Annotated in this window: 24 protein-coding genes; 8 read left to right on the top strand and 16 right to left on the bottom strand. The window is 62.2% G+C overall.

The features are described 5' to 3' along the window. Nucleotides 1-312: 312 nt before the first annotated feature. The 3 genes from ACZ41T_RS02465 to ACZ41T_RS02455 form a co-directional block, all read right to left on the bottom strand. The gene (locus ACZ41T_RS02465; protein ID WP_464922899.1) at nucleotides 313-1,062 is read right to left on the bottom strand and encodes a Crp/Fnr family transcriptional regulator; all 750 of its coding nucleotides are present in this window, start codon (nucleotides 1,060-1,062) and stop codon (nucleotides 313-315) included. Between the two features lie 22 nt (nucleotides 1,063-1,084). Next, on the bottom strand, nucleotides 1,085-1,906 hold the full coding sequence (locus ACZ41T_RS02460) for a response regulator (protein ID WP_464924013.1): 822 nt from the start codon (nucleotides 1,904-1,906) through the stop codon (nucleotides 1,085-1,087). A 98-nt stretch (nucleotides 1,907-2,004) separates the two neighbouring features. After that, complete coding sequence (locus ACZ41T_RS02455) at nucleotides 2,005-3,750, bottom strand: PAS domain-containing hybrid sensor histidine kinase/response regulator (RefSeq protein WP_464922898.1); 1,746 nt, start codon at nucleotides 3,748-3,750, stop codon at nucleotides 2,005-2,007. A gap of 500 nt (nucleotides 3,751-4,250) precedes the next feature. Between ACZ41T_RS02455 and ACZ41T_RS02450 the strand changes: the two genes are divergently transcribed. Further along, on the top strand, nucleotides 4,251-4,958 hold the full coding sequence (locus ACZ41T_RS02450; protein WP_464922897.1) for a Crp/Fnr family transcriptional regulator: 708 nt from the start codon (nucleotides 4,251-4,253) through the stop codon (nucleotides 4,956-4,958). A gap of 57 nt (nucleotides 4,959-5,015) precedes the next feature. On the opposite strand, the gene ACZ41T_RS02445 is transcribed toward ACZ41T_RS02450, so the two are convergent. The 3 genes from ACZ41T_RS02445 to ACZ41T_RS02435 form a co-directional block, all read right to left on the bottom strand. Continuing rightward, the gene (locus ACZ41T_RS02445; protein WP_464922896.1) at nucleotides 5,016-5,618 is read right to left on the bottom strand and encodes a methyltransferase domain-containing protein; all 603 of its coding nucleotides are present in this window, start codon (nucleotides 5,616-5,618) and stop codon (nucleotides 5,016-5,018) included. A gap of 207 nt (nucleotides 5,619-5,825) precedes the next feature. Continuing rightward, nucleotides 5,826-6,473 (bottom strand): response regulator, encoded by a 648-nt coding sequence (locus ACZ41T_RS02440; RefSeq protein ID WP_464922895.1) that lies wholly within the window; start codon nucleotides 6,471-6,473, stop codon nucleotides 5,826-5,828. 279 nt (nucleotides 6,474-6,752) lie between these two features. Continuing rightward, on the bottom strand, nucleotides 6,753-8,225 hold the full coding sequence (locus ACZ41T_RS02435; protein WP_464922894.1) for a PAS domain-containing sensor histidine kinase: 1,473 nt from the start codon (nucleotides 8,223-8,225) through the stop codon (nucleotides 6,753-6,755). A 134-nt stretch (nucleotides 8,226-8,359) separates the two neighbouring features. On the opposite strand from ACZ41T_RS02435, the gene amrB reads away from it, so the two are divergent. From amrB to ACZ41T_RS02410, 5 genes are all read left to right on the top strand, one after another. Further along, a complete protein-coding gene (gene amrB / locus ACZ41T_RS02430) occupies nucleotides 8,360-9,172 on the top strand; it encodes an AmmeMemoRadiSam system protein B (protein WP_464922893.1) in 813 nt (270 codons plus the stop codon). Further along, the gene (gene amrA / locus ACZ41T_RS02425) at nucleotides 9,159-9,752 is read left to right on the top strand and encodes an AmmeMemoRadiSam system protein A (protein ID WP_464922892.1); all 594 of its coding nucleotides are present in this window, start codon (nucleotides 9,159-9,161) and stop codon (nucleotides 9,750-9,752) included. Before amrB ends, amrA begins: the two co-directional genes overlap by 14 nt. After that, on the top strand, nucleotides 9,749-10,843 hold the full coding sequence (gene amrS, locus ACZ41T_RS02420) for an AmmeMemoRadiSam system radical SAM enzyme (RefSeq protein ID WP_464922891.1): 1,095 nt from the start codon (nucleotides 9,749-9,751) through the stop codon (nucleotides 10,841-10,843). Before amrA ends, amrS begins: the two co-directional genes overlap by 4 nt. Further along, nucleotides 10,840-11,490 (top strand): dienelactone hydrolase family protein, encoded by a 651-nt coding sequence (locus tag ACZ41T_RS02415; protein ID WP_464922890.1) that lies wholly within the window; start codon nucleotides 10,840-10,842, stop codon nucleotides 11,488-11,490. Before amrS ends, ACZ41T_RS02415 begins: the two co-directional genes overlap by 4 nt. A 511-nt stretch (nucleotides 11,491-12,001) precedes the next feature. After that, nucleotides 12,002-12,331: a group II intron maturase-specific domain-containing protein gene (locus ACZ41T_RS02410; protein ID WP_464922889.1), complete on the top strand. Its 330-nt coding sequence runs from the start codon at nucleotides 12,002-12,004 to the stop codon at nucleotides 12,329-12,331. 128 nt (nucleotides 12,332-12,459) lie between these two features. Here ACZ41T_RS02410 and ACZ41T_RS02405 read toward each other — a convergent pair whose 3' ends face one another. The 8 genes from ACZ41T_RS02405 to ACZ41T_RS02370 form a co-directional block, all read right to left on the bottom strand. Beyond that, nucleotides 12,460-15,111 carry an EAL domain-containing protein gene (locus ACZ41T_RS02405; RefSeq protein WP_464922888.1) on the bottom strand — a complete coding sequence of 884 codons (2,652 nt, stop codon included), beginning with the start codon at nucleotides 15,109-15,111 and terminating at the stop codon, nucleotides 12,460-12,462. Nucleotides 15,112-15,157: 46 nt separating this feature from the next. Beyond that, nucleotides 15,158-15,571, bottom strand: a complete 414-nt coding sequence (locus tag ACZ41T_RS02400) for a response regulator (RefSeq protein ID WP_464922887.1) — start codon at nucleotides 15,569-15,571, stop codon at nucleotides 15,158-15,160. Continuing rightward, the gene (locus tag ACZ41T_RS02395) at nucleotides 15,568-17,355 is read right to left on the bottom strand and encodes a sensor histidine kinase (RefSeq protein ID WP_464922886.1); all 1,788 of its coding nucleotides are present in this window, start codon (nucleotides 17,353-17,355) and stop codon (nucleotides 15,568-15,570) included. Before ACZ41T_RS02395 ends, ACZ41T_RS02400 begins: the two co-directional genes overlap by 4 nt. Nucleotides 17,356-17,504: 149 nt before the next feature. Next, nucleotides 17,505-17,999: a BCAM0308 family protein gene (locus ACZ41T_RS02390; protein WP_464922885.1), complete on the bottom strand. Its 495-nt coding sequence runs from the start codon at nucleotides 17,997-17,999 to the stop codon at nucleotides 17,505-17,507. Next, entirely contained in the window at nucleotides 17,996-18,355 is a 360-nt protein-coding gene (locus ACZ41T_RS02385) for a hypothetical protein (RefSeq protein ID WP_464922884.1), read from the bottom strand. Before ACZ41T_RS02385 ends, ACZ41T_RS02390 begins: the two co-directional genes overlap by 4 nt. An 87-nt stretch (nucleotides 18,356-18,442) precedes the next feature. Beyond that, the gene (locus ACZ41T_RS02380) at nucleotides 18,443-18,664 is read right to left on the bottom strand and encodes a hypothetical protein (protein ID WP_464922883.1); all 222 of its coding nucleotides are present in this window, start codon (nucleotides 18,662-18,664) and stop codon (nucleotides 18,443-18,445) included. Continuing rightward, the gene (locus tag ACZ41T_RS02375; RefSeq protein ID WP_464922882.1) at nucleotides 18,661-18,825 is read right to left on the bottom strand and encodes a hypothetical protein; all 165 of its coding nucleotides are present in this window, start codon (nucleotides 18,823-18,825) and stop codon (nucleotides 18,661-18,663) included. The genes ACZ41T_RS02380 and ACZ41T_RS02375 overlap by 4 nt, the downstream gene beginning before the upstream one ends. Nucleotides 18,826-18,864: 39 nt before the next feature. Continuing rightward, on the bottom strand, nucleotides 18,865-19,365 hold the full coding sequence (locus ACZ41T_RS02370; RefSeq protein WP_464922881.1) for a hypothetical protein: 501 nt from the start codon (nucleotides 19,363-19,365) through the stop codon (nucleotides 18,865-18,867). 138 nt (nucleotides 19,366-19,503) lie between these two features. On the opposite strand from ACZ41T_RS02370, the gene ACZ41T_RS02365 reads away from it, so the two are divergent. Continuing rightward, complete coding sequence (locus tag ACZ41T_RS02365; protein WP_464922880.1) at nucleotides 19,504-20,556, top strand: hypothetical protein; 1,053 nt, start codon at nucleotides 19,504-19,506, stop codon at nucleotides 20,554-20,556. 222 nt (nucleotides 20,557-20,778) lie between these two features. Here the strand turns inward: ACZ41T_RS02365 and ACZ41T_RS02360 are convergent, their stop codons facing one another. Beyond that, nucleotides 20,779-21,765 (bottom strand): ribose-phosphate diphosphokinase, encoded by a 987-nt coding sequence (locus ACZ41T_RS02360; protein WP_464922879.1) that lies wholly within the window; start codon nucleotides 21,763-21,765, stop codon nucleotides 20,779-20,781. Between the two features lie 84 nt (nucleotides 21,766-21,849). Here ACZ41T_RS02360 and ACZ41T_RS02355 point away from each other — a divergent pair, with 84 nt between their 5' ends. After that, complete coding sequence (locus ACZ41T_RS02355; protein ID WP_464922878.1) at nucleotides 21,850-22,020, top strand: hypothetical protein; 171 nt, start codon at nucleotides 21,850-21,852, stop codon at nucleotides 22,018-22,020. Between the two features lie 53 nt (nucleotides 22,021-22,073). Here the strand turns inward: ACZ41T_RS02355 and ACZ41T_RS02350 are convergent, their stop codons facing one another. Then, on the bottom strand, nucleotides 22,074-22,256 hold the full coding sequence (locus tag ACZ41T_RS02350; RefSeq protein WP_464922877.1) for a hypothetical protein: 183 nt from the start codon (nucleotides 22,254-22,256) through the stop codon (nucleotides 22,074-22,076). Between the last annotated feature and the right edge of the window lies 1 nt (nucleotide 22,257).

The raw sequence follows: 22,257 nt of genomic DNA, 5'->3' as shown, positions 1-22,257 counted from the left end.
ATGTAGACAAAATTGAGAAATTTCAGGGTCGTTTCAGGCGCCGACCTCCGATGACACGCATTTGCGAGCCGGGCGGCCCCGTTGCGGTCGGGCCGGGCTGACGGTTCGGATGCTCGGGAGGGTGTTTCCGGCAGCATTCCTGGCTGTGATCCATTTTCATCTTGAGACGAAGCATTTGTTTTCTGTGTCGGTGTTAATGCGCTCCCTGGCACTGCAAACAGCTTTTCACCCACGGTGTCGGCACACTTCCGCAAGGAATTCAGACTTGGCCTGCCGTTGCCGCATGCGAACGGCCGCACCGGCTGGGGGCAGCTATCGAGCGACCGTAGCATCGCCTTGGCGATCCCGCACATCGGGCAGCAGCCGGCTCAATTCCTTCTTGACCACGGCATAGCATTCGCACGCGTGACGCTCCAGCCCGGCCCGGTCAAGCACTGCGATATGGCCGCGGCGGTAACTGATCAAGCCGGCGCGCTGTAATTTCCCGGCCGCTTCCGTGATGCCTTCGCGGCGTACGCCGAGCATACTGGCGACCAGTTCCTGCGTCATGACCAGCTCGTTCGAAGGCAATCGATCGAGCGTCAGCAACAGCCAGCGGCACAGCTGCTGCTCGATTGAATGGTGCCGATTGCAGGCCGCGGCCTGCATCATCTGGGTAATCAGCGCCTGGGTGTAGCGCAGCAACAAGCGCTGCATCGCGCCGGCGCGATTGAATTCCTGCAGCAGCTTGCTGCGCTCCAGGCGGTAGGCGTGGCCCGCGGTCTGTACCACCGCCGAGCTTGGCGTGGTGTTGCCGCCCATGAACAGCGCAATACCGACGATACCTTCATTGCCCACTCCGGCGGATTCGGCCGATGCGCCGGACGCCATGACGTAGTGCAGCGACACGATGGCGGTGGTGGGAAAATAGGCGTGCTGCAACTGTTCGCCGGGCTCGTAGAGGACTTCGCCGAGTGCCAGCGGAACCCGCTCCAGGAGCGCAGCCAGGGGCTCGAATTCCGCCGCGGGAAGGGCGGCGAGAAGGTGGTTCTGATTCGGATTATGGGGTGATGGCAATGGCATAGGTAATCGTCGGGATATTGTTCTATTTTCTGGCGCTGAGTTTCACGCCGATTCCGCGGTAGCCGATGAAGCGGGAGGATTGGTCGAACATCGGCTCCCCGCTCACCCGAAACGTTTGTTGCGAGCCATCGGCATTGACGCGGCTAAAGGCAAAATCCAGGAATGGCTGCCGCGCGGCAATCTTTTTCTGAAGCAGCTTCCGTTCCGTCTCGTTCCAGCCTGCGGCCTGAGCACCGCCTGGTTCTCCCGCCGGGGTGCCGGCCTGGATGCCGAGCATCTCCAGGACCGGGCCGGAAACCCGGGTGAAGTTCATGTTCTCGTCCTGCTCCCAGTACCAGTCGGAGGCCAGTTCGGTCAGGCTGCGATAGCGGGCTTCGCTTGCGCGCAGTTCGGCGGTGCGTTCCTCCACCGTCTGTTCCAGCACCTTGTTGTAATGTTCGAGCTTTTTATATAGCAGACGTACTTCCAGCATGTTGCGGATGCGCATCTTGGCTTCGAGCAGGTCGAACGGCTTGCTGATGAAGTCCCTGGCGCCGGCTTGCAATGCACGCAGCTTGTGATCTGGCTGGGCGGTGATCACGAGGACCGGCAGGTAGTCGTCGGCAGCATTTTCCTTGAGACCTTCCATTACCTGGAATCCATCCATGCCGGGCATCTGCAGGTCGAGCAGGATCAGGTCGTAATGGTTCTTGCGATGCAGCGTGCGGACCTCGCTTGGGTTCGTCGTCGAGGCAACCCGGGTGTAGCCGGCTTCATGCAGCAATTGCTCCAGCAGCTGCACGTTGACATCCTGATCGTCGACGATCAGGATGTTGGCATTCAGAATATCGGCGTTATTTACCATAAAATTTGCTTCCTTTATTTGCACCAGCAGATGCACATTGGCTGCCTGAGTATTCACGAGCAGAATGCTGGCGTTAAGCGTATCGTCGGCACGCAGCATCACAGGGGCGCCGGATCAATTACGCTGTACGGTTCCGTTTCCGCAAGCTCCAGCGCCCCATCCAGTGCCTCCATGAACTGGTTGACCTTGACCGGCTTGGTGAGATAGCGGAAGAATCCTGCCGCCAGGCTTTTCTCGATGTCACGTGGCATGGCATTGGCACTGATGGCCAACACCGGGATGTGCGCCGTGACCGGATCGTCGCGCAGGATTTTCAGCGCCTGAATGCCGCTGAGGCCAGGTAGGTTGATGTCCATCAGGATCACCTCCGGCTGATGGACGCGCGCCAGTGCAATGCCGAGATTGGCATTGCGCGCGCTCAGCATGCGCACATGCGGGTGGCCCTCGATGATCTGCTCGACCAGCATCAGGTTGGCCGGATTGTCTTCCACATAGAGCAGGGTGCGTAGTGCCGCGTTTCCCTGTGCTTGCGGCGCAAGTTCTGCAGCCATTGCCTGTTCAGGGGAAAGTTGCGGCATCACATCGCGGATCAGTTCGATCCAGAATTCGCTGCCCACGCTGACGGTACTTTCCACCCCGATGCTGCCGCCCATCAGTTCGACCAGTTGCCTGGTGACCACCAGGCCGATACCCGTCCCTTCCTCGGTGCCGGTCTCCTGACCTAGACGGTTGAAAGGCTGAAACAGCTGCGCCAGCTTTTCCGGCGGCAATCCCGCACCGCTGTCCTTGATGCTGATGCGGATGCGTTCCGGGGTCGCGCTGCATGCCACGTCGACCGTTCCATGCTCGCGGTTGTATTTGATCGCATTGGACAGCAGGTTGATCAGCGCCTGCTTGACCCGGGTATGGTCGGCATGGGCAAAACAGGCAGGGTCGACTTTGGCGAAGACGATGTCGATGCCGCGTTGTTGCGCCTGGGGTCCGATCATCGCCTGGCATTCGAGCAGCACCTCGGACAGCGACAAGGGTTCCAGCGACAGCGAAAGCTTGCCGGACTCGATCACCGCGAGATCGAGGATTTCGTTGATCAGGTCCAGCAGATACCAGCCGGCCTTGATAATCTGGTGCAGTCTTATGATTTGCGTGGCCGTTGGCGCCGGTGCGCCCGTTTCCATCAACTGTGCAAAGCCGAGGATGGCATTGAGCGGGGTGCGCAACTCATGGCTCATGCTGGACAGAAAATTCGATTTTGCCAAATTGGCTTTTTCCGCCACGAACCTGGCGCTCTCCAGTTCGGCGTTCTTGTCCTGCAGCGCCTTATAGAGCTGCGCCCGCTCCGCTTCCACCAGCTTGCGCGCAGTGTTGTCGGTGCCGATCAGCAGGTAGCCGATGATGGCGTTTTGCGCGTCGCGCAGCGCCGTGACCGACACGACTGCCGGAAAGCGGCTGCCATCCTTGCGGATATAGGTCAGTTCATAGATGTCCTCTATCCCGCGCGAGGCCTTGAACACCAAAGCCTCGAAGCCCGGTGTAATCGGGGTGCCGAGCTCGACGCTCAAGGCCTTGGCACGCACGATCACTTCCTCTGGATCGGAAATGTCGGCCGGGGTGATCTTGTTCAGGACGTCGGCGGCCAGATAGCCCAGCATGCGCTCGGCGCCGATATTGAATAATTGAATGATACCTTTCTCGTCAGTGGCAATGATCGAGAAATTGGCACTGGTAAGAATCGCGTTCTGCAACGCTCCCGTTTTAAGCAATGCCTTCTGGCGCCGCACTTCGGTGCTGCCATTCGCCTTGCCGGCATCGTCGGCAAGGGTGGGACCGTTTTTTGTTTCTGACATGGTTGATTTCCGTGAAAAGCGTGCAACGATCCGGAGGATGGCTGCGCTTGTCGGACCGGCAACAGAAAATTGCGGCCTCCACAGTCAAAAAAAAACACCTCGTCTCTCCCAGGGGAGAGTGGATCATCGCGGTCTTTCCGGCGGCCGTCTGTGCGCTGACACACACAATCCGGTCAATGGTGCACGGATTGTGTGGTTCGGAGGGCTGCCGGATCAGTATATGCCTTGATGGCATCCAAACCGACCGCTCTGCCGGCGTCGCGTCGGGTGCCCGGAGCACACGCCATTCGAATCCGAACCTGACCTCATGGTTGCGTCCCTCACCGCCTGGCGGGTGTGTTATGTGTGCTACCGCCCAGACAATTCTCACGTTTCGCGCCAAGCTCCAGCATCCATCCTGGGGAAGCCGCGTTCGCCCCTGGTCCGCATCCGACACCGGAATTTTATCGCCATCTCTCCGTGTGCCGCTTGCCGGGTTTTCCCACACCAGGAGAGTCCACGTGCCGCCCACCAAGCCTGTTCCTGCTGCCAATCGTCTGCTTGCGGCCTTGCCGCGCAAGGATCGTCAGCGTTTTCTGGCGGGCTGCGAGCCGGTCGAGATGGTGTTCGCCGAGATCCTGGCCGAACCCGGTGAGCGCATTCGTCACGTTTACTTTCCCATGGAAAGCTTCATTTCCCTGGTCACGCCGATCGATGGCCGCGCCGGCCTGGAGGTGGGGTTGGTCGGCGACGAAGGCATGCTCGGGATCACGCTTGTCCTCGGAGTGGATGTATCGCCGCTGCACGCCGTGGTGCAGGGCGCAGGTTCGGCGCTACGCATGGCGGCTGCACCGTTTCGCCGCGAACTCGGACTGAGCCCTGCGCTGCAACGGGAATTGAAGCGCTATCTTTATGTGGTGATGGGCCAATTCACGCAAACGGCCGCCTGCACCCACTTCCACGTGGTGGAGGCGCGCCTCGCCCGTTGGCTCTTGATGGCGCAGGACCGGGCCCACTCGGATGCGTTTCATGCCACACACGAATTCCTGGCCATCATGCTGGGTGTGCGCCGCGTCGGCGTCACCAAGGCCGCCACTTCGCTGCAAAAAAACAAGCTGATTCGCTATAGCCGCGGGGATATCACGATTCTCGACCGCGGCGGCCTGGAAGCCGCTTCCTGCGGGTGTTACGCAGCCGACAATGCGATCTACGACCGGATGATGGGGTAGCGGCGCCTGCGTGACCTCAACGTATTCCCAACGCAAGCCGGCCCTCAATATGCCGTGCTACAGGGATGCGATGAAGTGCGCCATCTGCGTCGAACTGCCGCGAGCAGGGTCACGCGCGCCGATATCGATGAAGCTGACCGCGTAGCCGTTGCGCTGCGCGACCCCCTGTGCCCATTCGCGGAATTTCGCGCGGTTCCATTCAAAGCGATGGCCGGGGTGACGGCGCTGGCCCGGCGCCATGCCATGCCGCACGTTGAATTCCTGGTTGGGCGTGGTCACCAGCACGGTGTGCGGACGCATGCCGCCGAACACGGCCCGCTCGACCCGCGGCAGGTGGCCCGGATCGATGTGCTCGATGGTTTCCACCAGGGCTGCAGCATCGAAGCCGGCCAGTTCCGGGTCGGCTTCTTCGTAAGACCCATAACGCACCTGGATGCGGTCGCCGGGGTGGGGTAAGTCGAGCCCGAGGACCTGCCGCGCCGCGTCGAGTAGGCGCGCATCGATGTCGATGCCGACGATGCGGGTGAACTGCGGCTGCTGTGCCAGTCGCAGCATCAACTCGCCCGGGCCGCAGCCCAGATCGAGTACGCGGGCAGCGCCGCTATCCAGCAAGCGGCGGACGATCGCATCCAGCCGTTCCTTGTGCAGCGCACTGGCCATGGGCTTAACCGGGTCGCTTCAAGTGGCGCATTGGTCGCGGCCCATGCAGCCCATTCAAACCGCTCACCACAGAGGTACGGAGGCACAGAAAAAATCCGAAATCACGGCTTGCCGGGCTATCCGCTTCATTCATTTGGTGAGCGTCCAGTACCCATGAGCCGCATGGGCTTTCCTCTATGCCTTTGTGGTTCAGATACGGTTTTCAGCTTAATCCAGCAGGCCCTGTTTGATGGCGTAATGCGTCAGTTCGGCGTTGTTCTTGAGCTGCATCTTTTTCAGCAGACGGGCGCGGTACATGCTGATGGTCTTGACCGACAGGACCAGCTTTTCGGCGATGGCGGAGACGGGCAATCCGGAGGCGATCATGCACAATGTCTGGTATTCGCGGTTGGAAAGGCCCTCGTGCGGCAGGCCATCGCGCTCGCCGCTGACCTGGCTGGCGAGTTCCTGGGCCACTTCGGCGCTGATGTATTTTTTTCCCGAGGCAACCAGCCGGATGGCGTCGACCAGCTGATTCGGCGCGCTCTGTTTGTTGAGGTAGCCGGCGGCGCCGGTCTTCAGCGCACGCACCGCATACTGGGTTTCGCGGTACATGGACAGCATCAGCACCTTGATGCCGGGGTGCTCCTTTTTCAGCAGCTCCAGGGTTTCCAGCCCGTTGCGGTCGGGCATGGAAATGTCCATCAGCACCAGATCCCAGGGTTCGCGCCGGGCCATCTGCAGGGCACGGCTGGAACAGTCGGCCTCGCCGGCGACTTCGATGTCGCCGACTTCGGCGAGGATCTGCTTGAGCCCTTCGCGCACGATGGCATGGTCGTCGACGATGAGGATGCGATAGGGTTTTGCGACAGCCACGGTTGTTCTCAGCCTGGAGTTGTTATGGGCGGATTATCCTAGAAACCGCAGTTGGACGCGCTCGAGTGTGCGGTTTGCACGTCGTCTGGCAAGGCGCGATGAGGCGCATGGTCGTTCCCTGCAACGAAGAGCAACGCAGCCAGGCGGCGCGCAAATTGTGCAATCGGGCGCGTAGCGTACTCACCCAACAGGCGAACGTGATCGACGGCACTGGAGCAAGCATTCATGTGTAATTCCTGAGGATGATAAGCGGTCAACTGCGGTTTCCAGGATTATGCGTCATTTCGTCGCGTCGGGCGGGGTGGTGGGGAGCGGAATGCACAGGCTGACCTGGGTGCCCCGGCGCTTGGCGGGCTGCACGGTGAGTTCGCCGCCCAGCGCGGTGGCGCGCTCGGTTATGCCGAGGACACCAAAACCATGCCCGTCATTTTTCCCGCGCAGCGGCTGGATGCCCCGGCCGTTGTCGGTGACGGTCACCCGCAGTTCGTTCTGGTGCTGGGCAAGGACGACCTTGACCCGTGTGGCGCGAGCATGTTTGGCCACGTTGGTCAGCGCTTCCTGCACGATGCGGAACACGGTGATCGCGGCGTCGGGGCCAAGCGGAATTGCTGCATCGGGCGCGCTGAGTTCGCACACGAGGTCGGTGTTTCGGCCAAAGTGCCGCAGCTGCCACTCGATCGCAGACACGATGCCGAAATCCAGTGCCGGCGGCCGCAGGCTGGAGGCAATGCGATGGGTGGCATCGATGGTCTGGTCGACCACCTTGTCCAGATAGGCGGTGCGCTTGAGCAGGTTGGCTTCACCGGGCGGCAGATGCCGCATCAGCCAGGACAGGCCGATCTTGATCGCGGTGAGATTGCCGCCGAGGTCGTCGTGCACTTCGCGCGCCAGGTGCAGGCGCTCCTGTTCCTTGACCGATTCGACGTGCGTGGCCAGCGCGGCGAGCTGCGCTCGCGAATACCGGATTTCCGCCTCGGCCAGCCTGCTTTTTGTCACGTTCAGCATGATGCCGTCCCAGATCAGGCCATCCGGCGTCTCGCGCTGGCTGAGGCGAAGGCTCACCCACTTCACGTCCTTCCAGTCCTCCATCCAGATGCGGCCTTCCCAGTTGAAGCTGAGATGGCCGCCGTCCGCCCTGGCCAGGCGGGACAGATAGTCGGCCCTGTCCTCTTCCAGGATCAGCTCGAAAAAGCGTGCCGGGTCGGCGCGCAGGGCGGACGGCTTGATGCCGAGCAGTTGCGCGGATTGCGTGCTGATGTAGCGCAGCGAGATGCTGCCGTCCGGCTTGCGCAGCACCTGGTAGGCCATGCCGGGGATGTGTGCCACGATGGCGCGCAGGTCCAGCGCCGAATGCGCCAGTGCCTGGCGGGTGGCTTCGCGCTGGCTGACGTCGCTGGCGATCCAGGTGAATATCGGCCGGCCCTGGCCGACAGAACGGAACAGCTTGGCTTCAACCGGATAGCTGCTGCCGTCGCGGCGGCGGCAGTGCGCGCTGATCGTGGTACGGCGTTTTTTGCCGCTTTGCAGCATGGCCAGCAGGGAGCGGAAGACGTGCACATCCGCTTCGGCCAGGCAGTCCGGTGGCGTCAGCTGTTTCAGGGCCTTGAGCGGATATTGCAGGTTACGCGTGGCGGCAGGGTTGGCGTGGGTGATGCGCAGGGAGTCGGCGTCGAAGACCAGCACCTCGGTAGCCGATTCCCGCAGGATCGCCTTTAACAATGCGTCCGCGTCGGCCGCCCTGGATGACCTCATATACCCTCCGCTGATTGAACCTGTCCGTCCTGCCCGCGTCATTATCGGTGGAAAACGCGTTTCCCCGGCATGTCCGGCTTGAAATCCGGGGTGTTCCCCCAGATTTACTAAGCTGAACCAAGAGGGAGAATTGCATGTCGATTATCCGACCCGCTGCCGTTGCCGGAATGTTCTACCCGGACGATCCGGCCGAGCTCAGGCACACCGTAAATGCGCTGCTGGCGAATGCTACGGCCGGTTCTCCGTCGCGCCCGCCCAAGGCGCTGATCGTACCGCACGCAGGCTATGTCTATTCCGGCGCGGTCGCGGCCAGCGCCTATGCGCAACTGGAGGCGCTACGCGACCGCATCCGCCGGGTGGTGCTGCTCGGCCCCGCCCATCGCGTCTACGTCCGCGGCTTGGCGCTGCCGGAGGCGGATCGCTTTGTCACGCCGCTCGGCAAGGTGCAGCTGGATCGTGAGGCCATGCAGCGGCTGGATGCGCTGCCCCAGGTGACCAGGAGTACCGCGGCGCACCAGATGGAGCACTCGCTGGAGGTGCAGCTGCCTTTCCTGCAGCAGGTACTGGGCGATTTCCAGCTGCTGCCGCTGGCAGTGGGCGAGGCCACTGCGGCCGAGGTGGCCGAGGTGCTGGAAAAAGTATGGGGCGGCGACGAGACGCTGATCGTGATCAGTTCCGACCTGTCGCATTTCCTGCCCGACGCGGAGGCGCGCAAGGTAGACGGCCGCACCATCGAGGCCATCCTGGCGCTGGATTCGCACCTCAGCCACGAGCAGGCCTGCGGCGCCACGCCGGTCAATGGGCTGCTGCTGGCGGCGAGAAAGCATGACCTGCGTGCGGTCAAGCTGAATGTATGCAATTCCAGCGACACCGCTGGCGACCCTGATCGGGTGGTCGGCTATGCCGCCTTCGCATTCGAGCCCGAGGCCCATCATGAACACGCATGAGCAGAATCGAAGCGTCGAATTGGCGCAGCAGAGCGCGGAAAAAGGCTCGACCCTGCTGAAACTGGCACGGTCGGAAATCGCCACGAAACTGGGGCATGACGTGTCATCTCCTGCGCCGGCCGGCTGGCTTGCGGAACCGGGCGCAAGCTTCGTCACCCTGACCCGGCAGGGCGAGCTGCGCGGCTGCATCGGCACTTTGGAGGCGCACCGTCCGCTGGGGCTGGATGTGCGTGAAAACGCGGTGGCGGCGGCGTTTCGCGATCCGCGCTTCATGCCGCTTACACACGTGGAGTTCGACGAGATCCGGGTCGAGGTATCGGTGCTTTCGCCGAGTGAAATCCTGGTGGTGGTGAGTGAAGAACATGCGCTGGCGAGTTTGCGGCCGAACGTCGACGGCGTGGTGTTCGAATATGCCCATTACCGCAGCACCTTTCTGCCGCAGGTGTGGGAGCAGTTGCCCGATCCGGCCGAGTTCATGGCGCACCTGAAACGCAAGGCCGGGCTGCCGATGGATTTCTGGGCGGAAGAGGTGCGCCTGTCGCGCTACACCGTCAGCAAGTGGAAGGAGTCATCCGCATGAGTATCCCCGAATCTCACACCCCGGCGCGCTGGTGGCACGTGCTGCCCGACGGCCGTATCGAGTGCGACCTGTGCCCGCGCTACTGCAAGCTGCACGAGGGCCAGCGCGGCCTGTGCTTCGTGCGCAAGATGGAAGGCGGCAAGATGGTGCTGACCACCTATGGGCGCTCGTCCGGCTTCTGCGTCGACCCCATCGAGAAGAAGCCGCTGAACCACTTTTATCCCGGAAGTTCGGTGTTTTCCTTCGGCACCGCCGGCTGCAACCTCGCCTGCAAGTTCTGCCAGAACTGGGACATATCCAAGTCGCGCGAGACCGACACCATGGTCGACCAGGCGATGCCGGACGAGATCGCCGCCGCTGCCGAGCGCGCCGGCTGCAAGAGCGTGGCCTTCACCTACAACGACCCGGTGATCTTCGCCGAATACGCGATGGACGTGGCCGACGCCTGCCATGCGCGCGGCCTCAAGACCGTGGCGGTCACCGCTGGCTACATCACCGAGACGCCGCGCCGGGAATTCTTCGCCAGGATGGACGCGGCCAACGTCGACCTCAAGACCTTCACCGACGACTTCTACGTCAAGTTGACCGGCGCGCACCTGCAGCCGGTGCTCGACACGCTGACCTATCTGAAACGGGAGACCGACGTCTGGTTCGAGATCACCACCTTGCTGATTCCCGGCCACAATGATTCCGACGCCGAGATCGAGGCGATGAGCCAGTGGATCCTGCGTGAGCTCGGCCCCGACGTGCCGCTGCACTTTTCCGCCTTCCATCCCGACTGGAAGATGATGGACGTGCCGCCGACACCGGCCTCCACGCTGACCCGCGCGCGCGACATCGCGCTGAAGGCCGGTCTGCACTACGTCTACACCGGCAACGTGCACGACACCACCGGCGGCACCACGTTCTGCCCGAATTGCCACGAAGCGCTGATCGTGCGCGACTGGTACCGCATCGACCACTACAGCGTGACCCCGGACGGCCATTGCCCGCATTGCGGCAACGCCATCGCCGGCCGCTTCGGTGCGTTCAGCCATCCCTTCGGCAACCGCCGTATTCCGATTGCCATGCATCGTGAGGATCGGGCATGAGCACGTCGACCCTGGCGTATATTCCCGCCGGCACGGTCACCATCGAAGGCATGCTGGAGATCCCCGGGCACGCCGCCGGGCTGGTGCTGTTCGCCCACGGCAGCGGCTCGTCGCGCCATTCACCGCGCAACAACCATGTGGCCGGCGTGCTGCGGCAGGCCGGCGTCGGCACCCTGCTGATGGACCTGCTGACGCCGGAAGAGGATCGCGATTACGACCGCCGCTTCGACATCGCGCTCTTGACGCAGCGCCTGCTGGACGCCGCGCGCTGGGTGGTGTCGCAGCCCGCCACCCGCGAGTTGCCACTCGGATTTTTCGGCGCCAGCACCGGCGCTGCCGCCGCGATCGAGGCGGCGGCGATGCTGGGTGCGGATGCCCGGGCCGTGGTTTCGCGCGGCGGCCGCCCCGACCTGGCCAGCCGCCAGGCACTGACGACCGTGACCGCGCCGACCCTGCTGCTGGTTGGCGGCCTCGACGACGTCGTGATCGACCTCAACCAGCGGGCCTACGACCAGCTGCATTGCAAAAAAGAACTGGTGATCGTTCCCGGCGCCACCCACCTGTTCGAGGAGCCCGGCACCCTGGAGGAGGTGGCGCGCCAGGCCGCGGCCTGGTTCGCGAAGCACCTGCCCGCAGAGTCCCTTTAAGAAGGCTCTTTCACCGTTATTTGTTGGTGTCGGCCAGCCGCGATGCGGGCGGTAGCCCGCAAAGGTGGCACGGCAAGACCCTAGGGAAGCACTGATTAATTCGATATGGCCGTCATTGCGACCGCGAGCGAAGCGCGGCGGGAAGCAATCCAGCGTATCGATTAAGCGGGCATTTCTGGATTGCCCTAAAGGACTCCGATCCACTATGGGCTGAAGCCCATGTGGAATCGTATGCCGCGTCGCTGCGCTCCTCGCAATGAAATTAATCAGCGGTTCCCTAGATAAGCGGGGAGACCTGTGCGCGCGGTGACGCGTATCAGGAGTCAGAGCCTTCGTCGTACCGCAAGGCTGAAGAGCGGAACAAGCGCACGCGGCACTGGAAGAAGTCAAAGCGTGGGTCGAAGAAAACGGCCTGACCCTGCGCCCCGACAAGACCCACACTGGGGATTGCCGGATAGAGGGACAAGGCTTCGAGTTTCTTGGCTACCGGTTTGAAGCGGGCAAGCGCTGGGTGAGGAAAAAGAGCCTGCAAGGGTTCAAGGACAAGATACGGGAAAAGACACGTCGCACCCGAGGCGACAGCCTGACGCGGATCGTTGCCGACCTCACCCCGCTGATCGGGAGCTGGTATGGCTACTTCAAGCACGCCTGCCGCTGGGCATTTCCCAGGCTGGATGGATTCATCCGTCGAAGACTCCGGGCGATCCTGCGCAAGCAGGAAAAGCGCCCCGGATTTGGGAAATGTCACGCCGATCACCAGCGCTGGCCAAATGCCTACTTCGCTGCATTGGGGCTGTTCACCATGACAGAAGCCCGAATGTCGGCGAGCCAATCCCGATGAGGAAACCACTGACTGGAGAGCCGTGTGCGGGAGAACCGCATGCACGGTTCGGAGGGAGGGGAGGGCGAGAGCCTTTCTCTACCCCTATCGGCGGCGCCCAACACCAATAAATAACGATGAAAGAGCCTTCATGGTTCGGGGCGGTGGTGCACCAGTTCTTTTCCCAATTCTTCCAATGGCCGCGGCCTGGAGATCGCGTAGCCCTGCGCGGCGTCCACGCCGATCTCCACCAGGCTGCCCAGGATGGCCGGGTTCTCCGCCCATCCCGCCACGGTCTTGGCGGCCATTTCGTGCGCCACCTGGTTGAAGGCATCCACCAACACTTGAGCGACGCGGTCCTGCGCGATGTCCCTTACGAAGGTACCGTCGATCTTGATGTAGTCCATCTGCAGCACGCTCAGACCGGCGATGGAAGACATGGCGCCACCGAAGTTATCAAGCGTGGTCCGGCAGCCCAGTTTTTTGAGTTCATGAAAAAAATGGGCAGTCTGCGTCAGGTTCGCGATGGCTGTCATTCCCGCAATCTCGAAACCCAGCACATCCCCCGGGATCTGATTCAGGAGCAGTTGCTCCTGAATGAAATCCGGCAGGGTGTTATCGGCCAGCGAGGCGGCGCTGAGGTTGATCGAATAGAGGGCAGCCCGCTGTACGCTCCCAGGCGGCAGGGCGGCCAGCCAGGAAATGACCCGGCGCACCACCCAGCGGTCGATGGCCGGCATCAGATTGCCGCGTTCCGCTGCAGACATGAAGGCGCCTGTTTCGATTAGTTGACCGTCTGGCTCCAGCATGCGTACCAGGATCTCGTAATGGGCAAGCTTACTGGCCTGTGGCACCAGCGTGACGATCGGCTGGTAGTACAGCCCGAACCGGTCTTCTTCAAGCGCCTGGGCGATGCGCGCCACCCATCGCTTTTCACTGCCGCGTTGCGCCAGGTCGGCATCATCGACCTGATAAACATAAACCTGGTTGCGCCCCTTTCCTTTTGCGGTGTAACAGGCCGCATCGGCAGCGCTCAGCACGGAGGACAGGTTTTCGCTGGCAGCGGTGATCGGGGCAACGCCGATGCTGACGCCGACGCCATGAACTTTTCCCTCCCACACAAACCTGAACTGCTGCACGGCCAGCAACAGCTCCTCGGCAATGCGCGATGCCTGTCCCAGGGGGCAATGTTCAAACAGCAGGCCGAATTCGTCGCCTCCGAGACGTGCCAGAGTGTCCCGGCTGCGCATCTTTTTCTGCAACATGGCGCTCAATTGGCGCAACAACTGGTCGCCCGCGGCGTGGCCGCAGGTGTCGTTGATCACCTTGAAGCGGTCCAGGTCGAGATAACACAAGGCGTGTTCGCCGCCGTCCACACGAGCATTTTCCAGGGCATGCTGCAGGCGCCGCTCGAAGTCGCGCCGGTTGGCGAGGCCGGTGAGCGCATCGTGAGTGGCCTGGTGGGCAAGCTGCTGGGCCAGCGTGCGCGCCTGGGTGACATCACGGAACACCATCACTACGCCGGTCACTTTCCCTTCCCGGTCGTGGATGGGCGAGGCCGTGGCGGCGACGGCGAGCTCGCTGCCATCGCGGCGCACCAGAATGCTGTGGTTGGTCAAGCCGATGCTGTAGCCTTCGCGCAGGCAGCGGGCCACTGGGCTTTCCGCCGGCTCCCGGGTGGTTTCGTCGATGATGTTGAACACGTGCTGCAGCGGCTGGCCTTGCGCTTCCGCGACGCTCCAGCCGGTTAGCTGTGCCGCAACGGGATTCAGATATTCGATCTTTCCTGCGGCGTCGGTGGTAATGACGGCATCGCCGATGCATTCGAGCGTGACCTGGGCACGCTCCTTTTCCTTGAACAGGGCTTCTTTCGTCCGCCTGCGCTCGATGAGCTCATGGCGCAACTGCTTGTTCGCATTCTCAAGTGCGCCGGTGCGCTGTTCCACCAGTTCTTCAAGGTGGGCGCGATACGCCTGGCGTTCTTCTTCGGCTCGCTTGCTTTCGGTGATGTCCACCAAAATGCCTTGAAGGAACAGCGAGCGCCCCGACGTATCCTGCACCACGCTGGCCTCGTCGCGGAACCAAAAAACCTCTCCAATCCGGGAAAGCAGACGATATTCGCAGCGCAGCGGCTTGCTTTTGAGGCGGCTTTGCGCCAGTTCATCGTCCACGCGCACGCGATCGTCCGGATGAATCTGCCTGATGTGAAGCTCAGGATCAGCCAGCCATTCTTCCTGGGAAAAGCCCAATGCTTTCTCGATCTGGGGGCTGATGTACAGGATCGGGTTGGTTTCGCTCAGAGACGCGACATAGGTGATCGCCGGAACCTGCTCGACCAGGGAACGGTACTTGGCTTCGGCCTGGAGCAGTTTGTCTTCTGTCTGTTTCTTTTCCGTCAGCATCCGCCGCTCGCGCAGCACCCGCTGGATGACGGCGGGCAGCAATTCGAGGTATTGCCGGTCCACGTCCTTGATCAGGTAGTCCTGCGCGCCGCGCTTCATGGCCTCCACCGCGACTGCCGCGTTGTCCGTGCCGGTCAGCATCATTACGGGCACCGGGATCGTGCCCGTGTCGTCGGCCAGTTCGGCCAGAAATTCCAAACCGTTCAGGTCCGGCAAGTGGTAGTCGAGCAAGACGCAGTCCGGCTTGTGTGCGTGGGCAAGCTGCAACCCCTCCCGGCCGGTTTCGGCCTCCAGCAGCACGAATTCGTAGTCCGGGTCCCGCGCAAGCGCGCGGCGGCAGGCCATGCGGTCCACCGCGTCATCTTCGACGATGAGTACGTGTACTTTCGACTTGGTCACAATCAGTCCATCTTGTCGTTAAACAACGAGCAATGCTCCCGGAGCGCTAGGGCATTTCGCTGACAGTCCAATAGGCGTTGATCGTCCGCATGACTTCGACGAACTGCCGGTAATCCACCGGTTTGGCCATATAGCCGGCCACCCCCAGATTGAAACTGTTCACCTTGTCCTGTTGCTCCTCGGACGTGGTCAGCACGACCACCGGAATGGCTTTCAACTTGTCATCGTGCTTCGCCACCTGCATGAACTCGATGCCGTTCATGATGGGCATGTTGAGGTCGAGCAGGATGATGCACGGTTTCTCGCTGTTAGGGTCGCGCAGGTAATTCAGGGCTTCCTCTCCGTTTTCGCGCGTGACAAGCGGATTCGTCACGTGGATCTCCTTCAGGGCGCGCGTGACCGTCATGACGTCCACCTGATCGTCTTCCACCAGGAGAATGGGTTTGTTGATGATCTTCAAATTCTTTTTCCTTTGGTTGAGCTTGCGCTTGCTGCAGTGTTGGGGAGTGTAAAGAAAAAGGTGCTTCCCTCCCCGACTTTAGACTCGATCCAGACGCGGCCGCCGTACATTTCCACGATTTTCTTGACCAGCGCCAGGCCCACGCCGGTGCTTTCCACCCGGTCGCGCGGGGCGAGCGTCTGGAACAGATGGAAGATTTTTTCGAAATGGCGCAATTCAATGCCGGGGCCGTTGTCGCTGACGCTGAATTTCCATTGCTTGCCCTCGGCGCCACAGGCGATACGAATTTCGCCCTCGGGTTTGTCCATGTATTTGATGGCGTTGGAGAGCAGGTTCTGGAACACCTGCTGGATGCGGGTCGGTTCGGCCATGATGGTCGGCAAGGGGTTTTCGACGCTGATCGTAATGTTCGCCGGCGGGGCAAGCAGATCGACCACCTCCCCGACCAGCCGGTTGAGGTCCACCGCGACGACCGCCTCGGTCACCCGGCCCACCCGCGAATATTGCAAAATCCCGTCAATCAGGCCGCTCATGCGGTGTACCCTGCTGACCAGCAGGCGCATATGTTCCTTGCCCTCGTCATCGATCTTGTCCGCGTAATCCGTGGAAAGCCAGTCTGCCAATGAGCCGATGGCACGCAACGGCGCCTTGAGGTCGTGAGACACGACATAAGCAAAGTTTTTTAGCTCTTCATTTGCGCTTTCCAGTTCGTGCATCAAACGCGACTTCTGCGCCTCCGCCTGTTTGCGCTCGCTGATGTCGCGCACCATGCCGGTGAATTTGCGGTGGCCGCCAACATACATTTCCGCCGCGGCGAGTTCCAGCGGAAATACGCTGCCCCCCTTGCGTTGACCAAGCACTTCGCGCCCGATGCCGATGATTTTTTTCTCGCCGGTTGAGCGATAACGTTCCAGGTAGCCATCGTGTTCCTGACGATAGGGCTCGGGCATCAGCATGCTGACGTTGCGGCCCTCGACCTCGTCTCTGGTAAAGCCGAAGATGCGCTCCGCCGCCGGATTGAAGCTTTCGACGATGCCTTGCTCGTCGATGACGATGATTCCCTCAGCCGCAGTATCCACCACAGCGCGCAACCGGGCTTCCCCTTCGCGCAGTTGTTCGGCTTGCCTGGCGAGCTGCTCCTGGCTGCGCTTGCGCACCGCCATTTCGCGAGCGATGAATGCGAACAGCACACTGAAGAAGAGGGCGACAAAAACCAGCGCCACAAAGAAAGTGGTCAGCATGCGGTCGGCATTTTGCCGGGAGGTGTCCACCGATTGTTGCAGACGGGCGGCTTCGCCTCTTTGCATCTTCCGCACCGAATCATGAATGGCATCCATTTCCCGCTCACCGTCGCCGGCCATCAGCTTGAGGCGCGCCTGCTCGAAGCCCTGCTCGCGGCGCATCTCCAATACGCCTTCCAGCAGCGCAAGACGTGTTTCGATATGCTGGTCCAGTTGGCGCAGCAATGCCTGCTGGCCGGGATCGCCCAGCGTTGCATCGCGGACGTTGCCGAACAGTACATGTATGCGGTCGATGTAGGTGTCTCGGGGGGCGAGGTGGCGTTCATCGCCGCTGATCAGATACATGCGCTGCCGTGTTTCCGCCTGGTTTGCCAGGGAGAAGATTTCTTCAAGGGCAGTGATGGTTTCCTGGCTGCGCGTGGCCTGGGTGGACGCATGCATGAAGCTTACCGTCGACTGATAGGCAAGCCAGCCGATGATGGCAAAAATAGCCAGCGCTACGGCAAAGCCGGTAAACACCTTTTGTTCAATGGACCATTTCATGGGTGGATGTATACAGGCATTAACGACCTCAATGTATTGGATACTAATCTACGCGGCAAAAAAACGGGCTCCCTTGAGAGCCCGTTTTAAAGGAGACAGTGAACCGGCAGACGGATTCGCAGCCGATTTCCTTCAGGTTCGACTGGCTGCTAGCGTTCCCACACCACGCGCAGCAGGTTCTCCTGCTCGTTGTAGTGATATTCCAGTTCACCCTGGCAGGCATGATGCAGCGCCTCGCCGATGCCGCGGGCGAGATGGATGTCGGTGGTGGTGATCAGGATGCCGTCGTCCTGATCCTCGATCTTCATGATCCGCTTCAGGGGATGCTCGGCCTTGGCCCGCGCTTCCTCGTTCCTGGCCAGATGCAGCAATTCCTCGCGATGATCCTTGAAGAACGAGCCGCCCACGCTCACATAGCCGGCCGGGAACTCGTCATGAATGCGATGGCAGGCCGGGCACATTTCCTCGTGGGCCTCGGCAGGCTTCGCCAGCCATTGCCAGCGCCCTTCGTGGAACACGGCGCCGCATTGCGGACATATCGTGGGTTCCGGCAGCTTGTGCTTGGCCTTGTAGGCATCGTGCCGGTTTTCCTGGATCAGACGGTCACGCCGGACAGGGTGAAAGTCAGTGAAACGGGTTTTCATTTTGCGCTCCTTTTGATGACACCAAAAATAACCGTGCTTACAGCCATTCTTTTTCTGCGACAGGACGCTGATCTGTCCCACAGCGCACCCGGCGGCAGATCGAGCAGCGAATAGGCGCCCGCCGGCAGAAACGGCAACGCGCGTGCGGCGGCAAGCATCACTCGCGCCGCGAGCCCCGCCTCATCGTAGCGGGCTTCCAGCAGGAACGAGGCGTGGCTGATTTCTTCCGGCGCGGCGTGGCGTTCCCGTATCACGCCATGGTCGGTTTTCGCCAGCGCGGCGACACTGGGCACTGCGAAGACCAGCGTCTGTTCATCGAGGAAGGGGATCGTTAACGATGGTGGCCTCAATTTCATCCGCGTCCACCGAGGGCTCCAGCTCGACATAGACATAGCGCTGGAGGGCGCCGTCTATGACATGGCGTTCTGTCGTTAGTGCGCTTTTTACGCCCTTGATGCACGCCACGGCCAGGGTGTGGTACAGGCTTGATCCGGTATGGCGCCCGCGTCCTTGCGCAGGGTCGCGGGCGCCTTGCCGCCAGGAAGAACGGGCAGGTCGTACGCCTGCGGGTCGACCTCCACCAGCCCCGCTTCCTGCAACCGGTAGAACGGAAACAGAAGCTCGGAATCCTCGAAATGGTCGGCGCTGACGATCAGGGCTTTCATGGGGCTTTACGTTCCAGTGAAATGCCGACCAGCTCGATCACCACCCCCAGCGCAAGCACCGCCAGTCCGCCCCACATCTCGGGCGCCAGATACATCAGGATGCCGCCCAGCACCACCAGAAACAGGGCGAGCGCACGCCTCGAACGCCGATGCCTCACCATGCCGGCAGCTCCCTCACGCCGATCAAGACCGGACGATGGTTACTCATAGCGCAGCAGCGTTTCGGCGAGCGTATCGGCGCCAAAATGCTCGATCAGCGCGTCGATCTCCGGCAGCAGCGTATCGTCCTCGTCGTCCTCCAGGACGCCGTCACCCACCAGACGCGCGCCGAGGCCGGCAAGAAGGGCGTCCCTGACCGTATCGAGCGTAGGAGGATTCTCGCGGTTCTCGTCTCCGACTACCGATTCGATCGCGCGCGAGAGAGATTCGCTTGCGCTGACCTGCACAAAATCGACAGCCAATGAGGAGCCACCGAACTCCTCGATGAGCGCATCCAGTTCGTCGAGGATCGATATGTCGACATCGAAGTGATGCAGTCGCTCGGCTTCCTTGAAGTCGTCCGGCAACAGGTCGGCGAGAAAACGGCGCACCGCCATGAGCGTGACGGGTTGCTCGCATTCCGGGTTGTCGACCCAGCTGCCTAGCAGTGCCGATAAGCGTGGGCTGACGCGGCTGGCAACATCGATGGGATTACGGATCATGGTGTTTCCTGCTGGTTTGGTGTCGCATGGAGATATGACGATTTGCCCAAAACCACTTCCTGTTTAAATGTATAGCAGATGGTTTCCCGGGCAAGGCTGCCCCCATTTCCCGGTGCGTGGCCCGCCTATCATTAACGGATGGACAAAAGCCGCCCTCCACACGTTTCAATCCGGCCGGAACAGGCCGCCAGCCTCGAAACAAAGCTCGATTTCCTGGGGCGGCCGGCTGCCTACCCCGAGGCGCCGTCGCGGGTGGAAGCGGTGGAGACCCACATGTCCTGGATTTTCCTCACCGATACCCACGCCTACAAGCTGAAAAAGCCGGTGCGCTACGACTACCTCGACTTCAGCACGGTCGAGGCGCGGCGCCTGGACTGCGAAGTGGAAGTGCGGCTCAACCGCCGCTTGGCCGCCGAGGTTTACCTGGGGGTGGTCCCGCTGGTGCTGGACGCGGCGGGCCGCCTGAGCCTGGGCGGAGCAGGGGAGACGGTCGACTGGCTGGTGCGGATGCAGCGGCTGCCGGCGGACCGCATGCTCGACCATCTGCTCCGCAACGGGGCGGTCAGGCAGCCGGAAATCGTTCAACTGGCCCGCCGGCTTGCCCGCTTCTACGCCGCGCTTCCCGCAGAACCCCTCGCGCCCGAGGCGTATCGGCAATCCCTGGCAGGGTGGATCGAGGACAATCTGCGCGAACTCGGCAGCCCGGAATTCGGCCTGCCCCGGGACGTGCCGGCGGGGCTCGCCTGCTTCCAGCTTGACTTCCTGGAACATCATGCGGGGCTGTTCGACCGGCGCGTGCAAGCGGGTCGCATCGTCGAGGGTCACGGCGACCTGCGGCCGGAACATGTGTGCCTGCTGGCGCAACCGGTCGTCATTGACTGCCTGGAGTTCAAGCGCGAGTACCGCATCCTCGACCCGGCCGACGAGTTGGGCTATCTGGCGCTGGAGTGCGAGCGGCTGCACGCGCCGCACGTGGCCCGCTGGCTGCTGGAAGAATATGGCGAGGCGAGTGGCGATGCGCCGCCCATCGGCCTGCTGCATTTCTACCAGAGCTGCCGGGCGATGCTGCGCGCCAAGCTCGCCCTGTGGCACCTGCGCGACGACGGGCGGCATCTGCCGGAAAAATGGATTGCCACGGCGAGGGACTATCTCGAATGGGCGCAACGGCATGCCGACTCGGCCGGGAACTGAGACGTGCAAACCATTCAACCGTGCTTCGATGCCTTTATGCGGGGAGCACCCGCAAGGGGTAGGCCGTGGTTATCCCCGCAAGGGGGAGGCCATGTCTGTAAGCTGCTAAAGCAGCAACAGCCATGCACTAAGCCGCTGAAGCGGCAACAACCACGCACCGGCGTCCTCGCCGCGAATGCCCGCACCGCGCCGCCGCCCGCATTCGGCCCGAGCCCCACTGGCTCACACCTGCAGCAGTTCGACCAGCGAGCCGCCGCTGTGCAGGCGGTAGATGGCCTCGGCGAATAGCGGGGCGGCTGCCAGTACTTTCACCCGGCTTTCCTGCAGTGCCGGCGGCAGGCGGAAGGGCGGCACCGAGTCGGTGACCAGCACTTTGTCCAGCGCCGGGTCGGCCAGCACCGCGTCGGCCGCGCCGACGAACATGCCGTGGCTGGCTGTCGCGTAAACCTGGTTTGCCCCCAGCGCCTTGCAGGCGGCGGCGGCGCGCGCCAGGGTGGTGCCGCTGCTGATCAGGTCGTCGACGATGATGGCGGTTCTGCCGCCGACGTCGCCCACCACCGCTTCGCCGGACACCACGCCTTCGCTGCGGCGCTTTTCCATGAAGGCGGCGGCAATGGGGCGGCCGAGCGTCTGGCTGAGGGCCTGGCGAAAGGCTTCCGCCCGTTTCACCCCGCCGGCGTCGGGTGAAACCACCACCACAGGCTCGTCCTGCAGCCGTGCCGTGAACCAGGCGACGAACAGACCCTGGGCTTCGAGGTGCTCGGCCGGGATGCGGAAGGCATTCTGATAGGCGGCCGGGTTGTGGACGTCCAGCGTCACCATGCGGTCGGCGCCCACCGACTCGAACAGCTGGGCGACATAGCGGCTGCTGACCGGGTCGCGCGACTTGGTCTTGCGATCCTTGCGGGAATAGGCCAGATAGGGGCAGACGGCGGTGACCCGGCCGGCCGATGCATCCTTCAGGGCGCCGATGAAAAACAGCAGGCGGATCAGCTTGTCGTTGGCGCTCATGCCCGGCTCGCCGTAGAGCGAGTGGATCACGTAGACATCCTTGCCGCGTACGTTTTCCAGCGGCCGCGCCTTGTGCTCGCCGTCCTCGAATTCCCTTTCCTCGTGGCGGGTCAGCGCGACCCCCAGTGCCGTCGCCACCCGCTTGCCGAAGGGGCGGCTGGCGTCAAGCGCAAACAGGCAAAGCGCATCCGGGCTCATCGGCGTCTCCTTAATGGCGGCTGGCAGCATTTTCATAATATGCCAGACTCAAAGGGATGTCGGTCCAGCAGAAAGGCAGGAACCATGGAACCCAAGGAGTGTTTTTATCAGGAGCAGTTCGGCTACTGCTGGCTGTCGGATGGGCGGTGGCTGTTTCAGGCGGTGGATGTGCACGGGCAGCCACTGGGCAAACCGATCGGGGTCGAGTTGGCGGAACTGGTCTTCCACCACGATCAGGACGAAGAGCTGCATTAGCGCGCCGACTTGAACGCTGAAGCGAAGTCTTCCAAACCGGAACGCTGGCAGCTTCAGCCAGGCGATGTATTGCCGGTCACGAATATCCAGAACGATTTCCTGCCGGGCGGCAGTTCGTCCAGCGTGCGCGCGGCGTTACGGTAGGCGCGGATGCGGAACGGGTTGGCGCCCTGGATTTTCAGCAGCTCGGCGATTTCATCGAGGACGGCGGCGATATCGGCGTTGTGGACGGGCATG

It is taken from the genome of Thiobacillus thiophilus, assembly GCF_055378705.1.
Note: the sequence above shows the minus strand (reverse complement) of the source record. Positions and strands in the feature narration are given on the sequence as shown.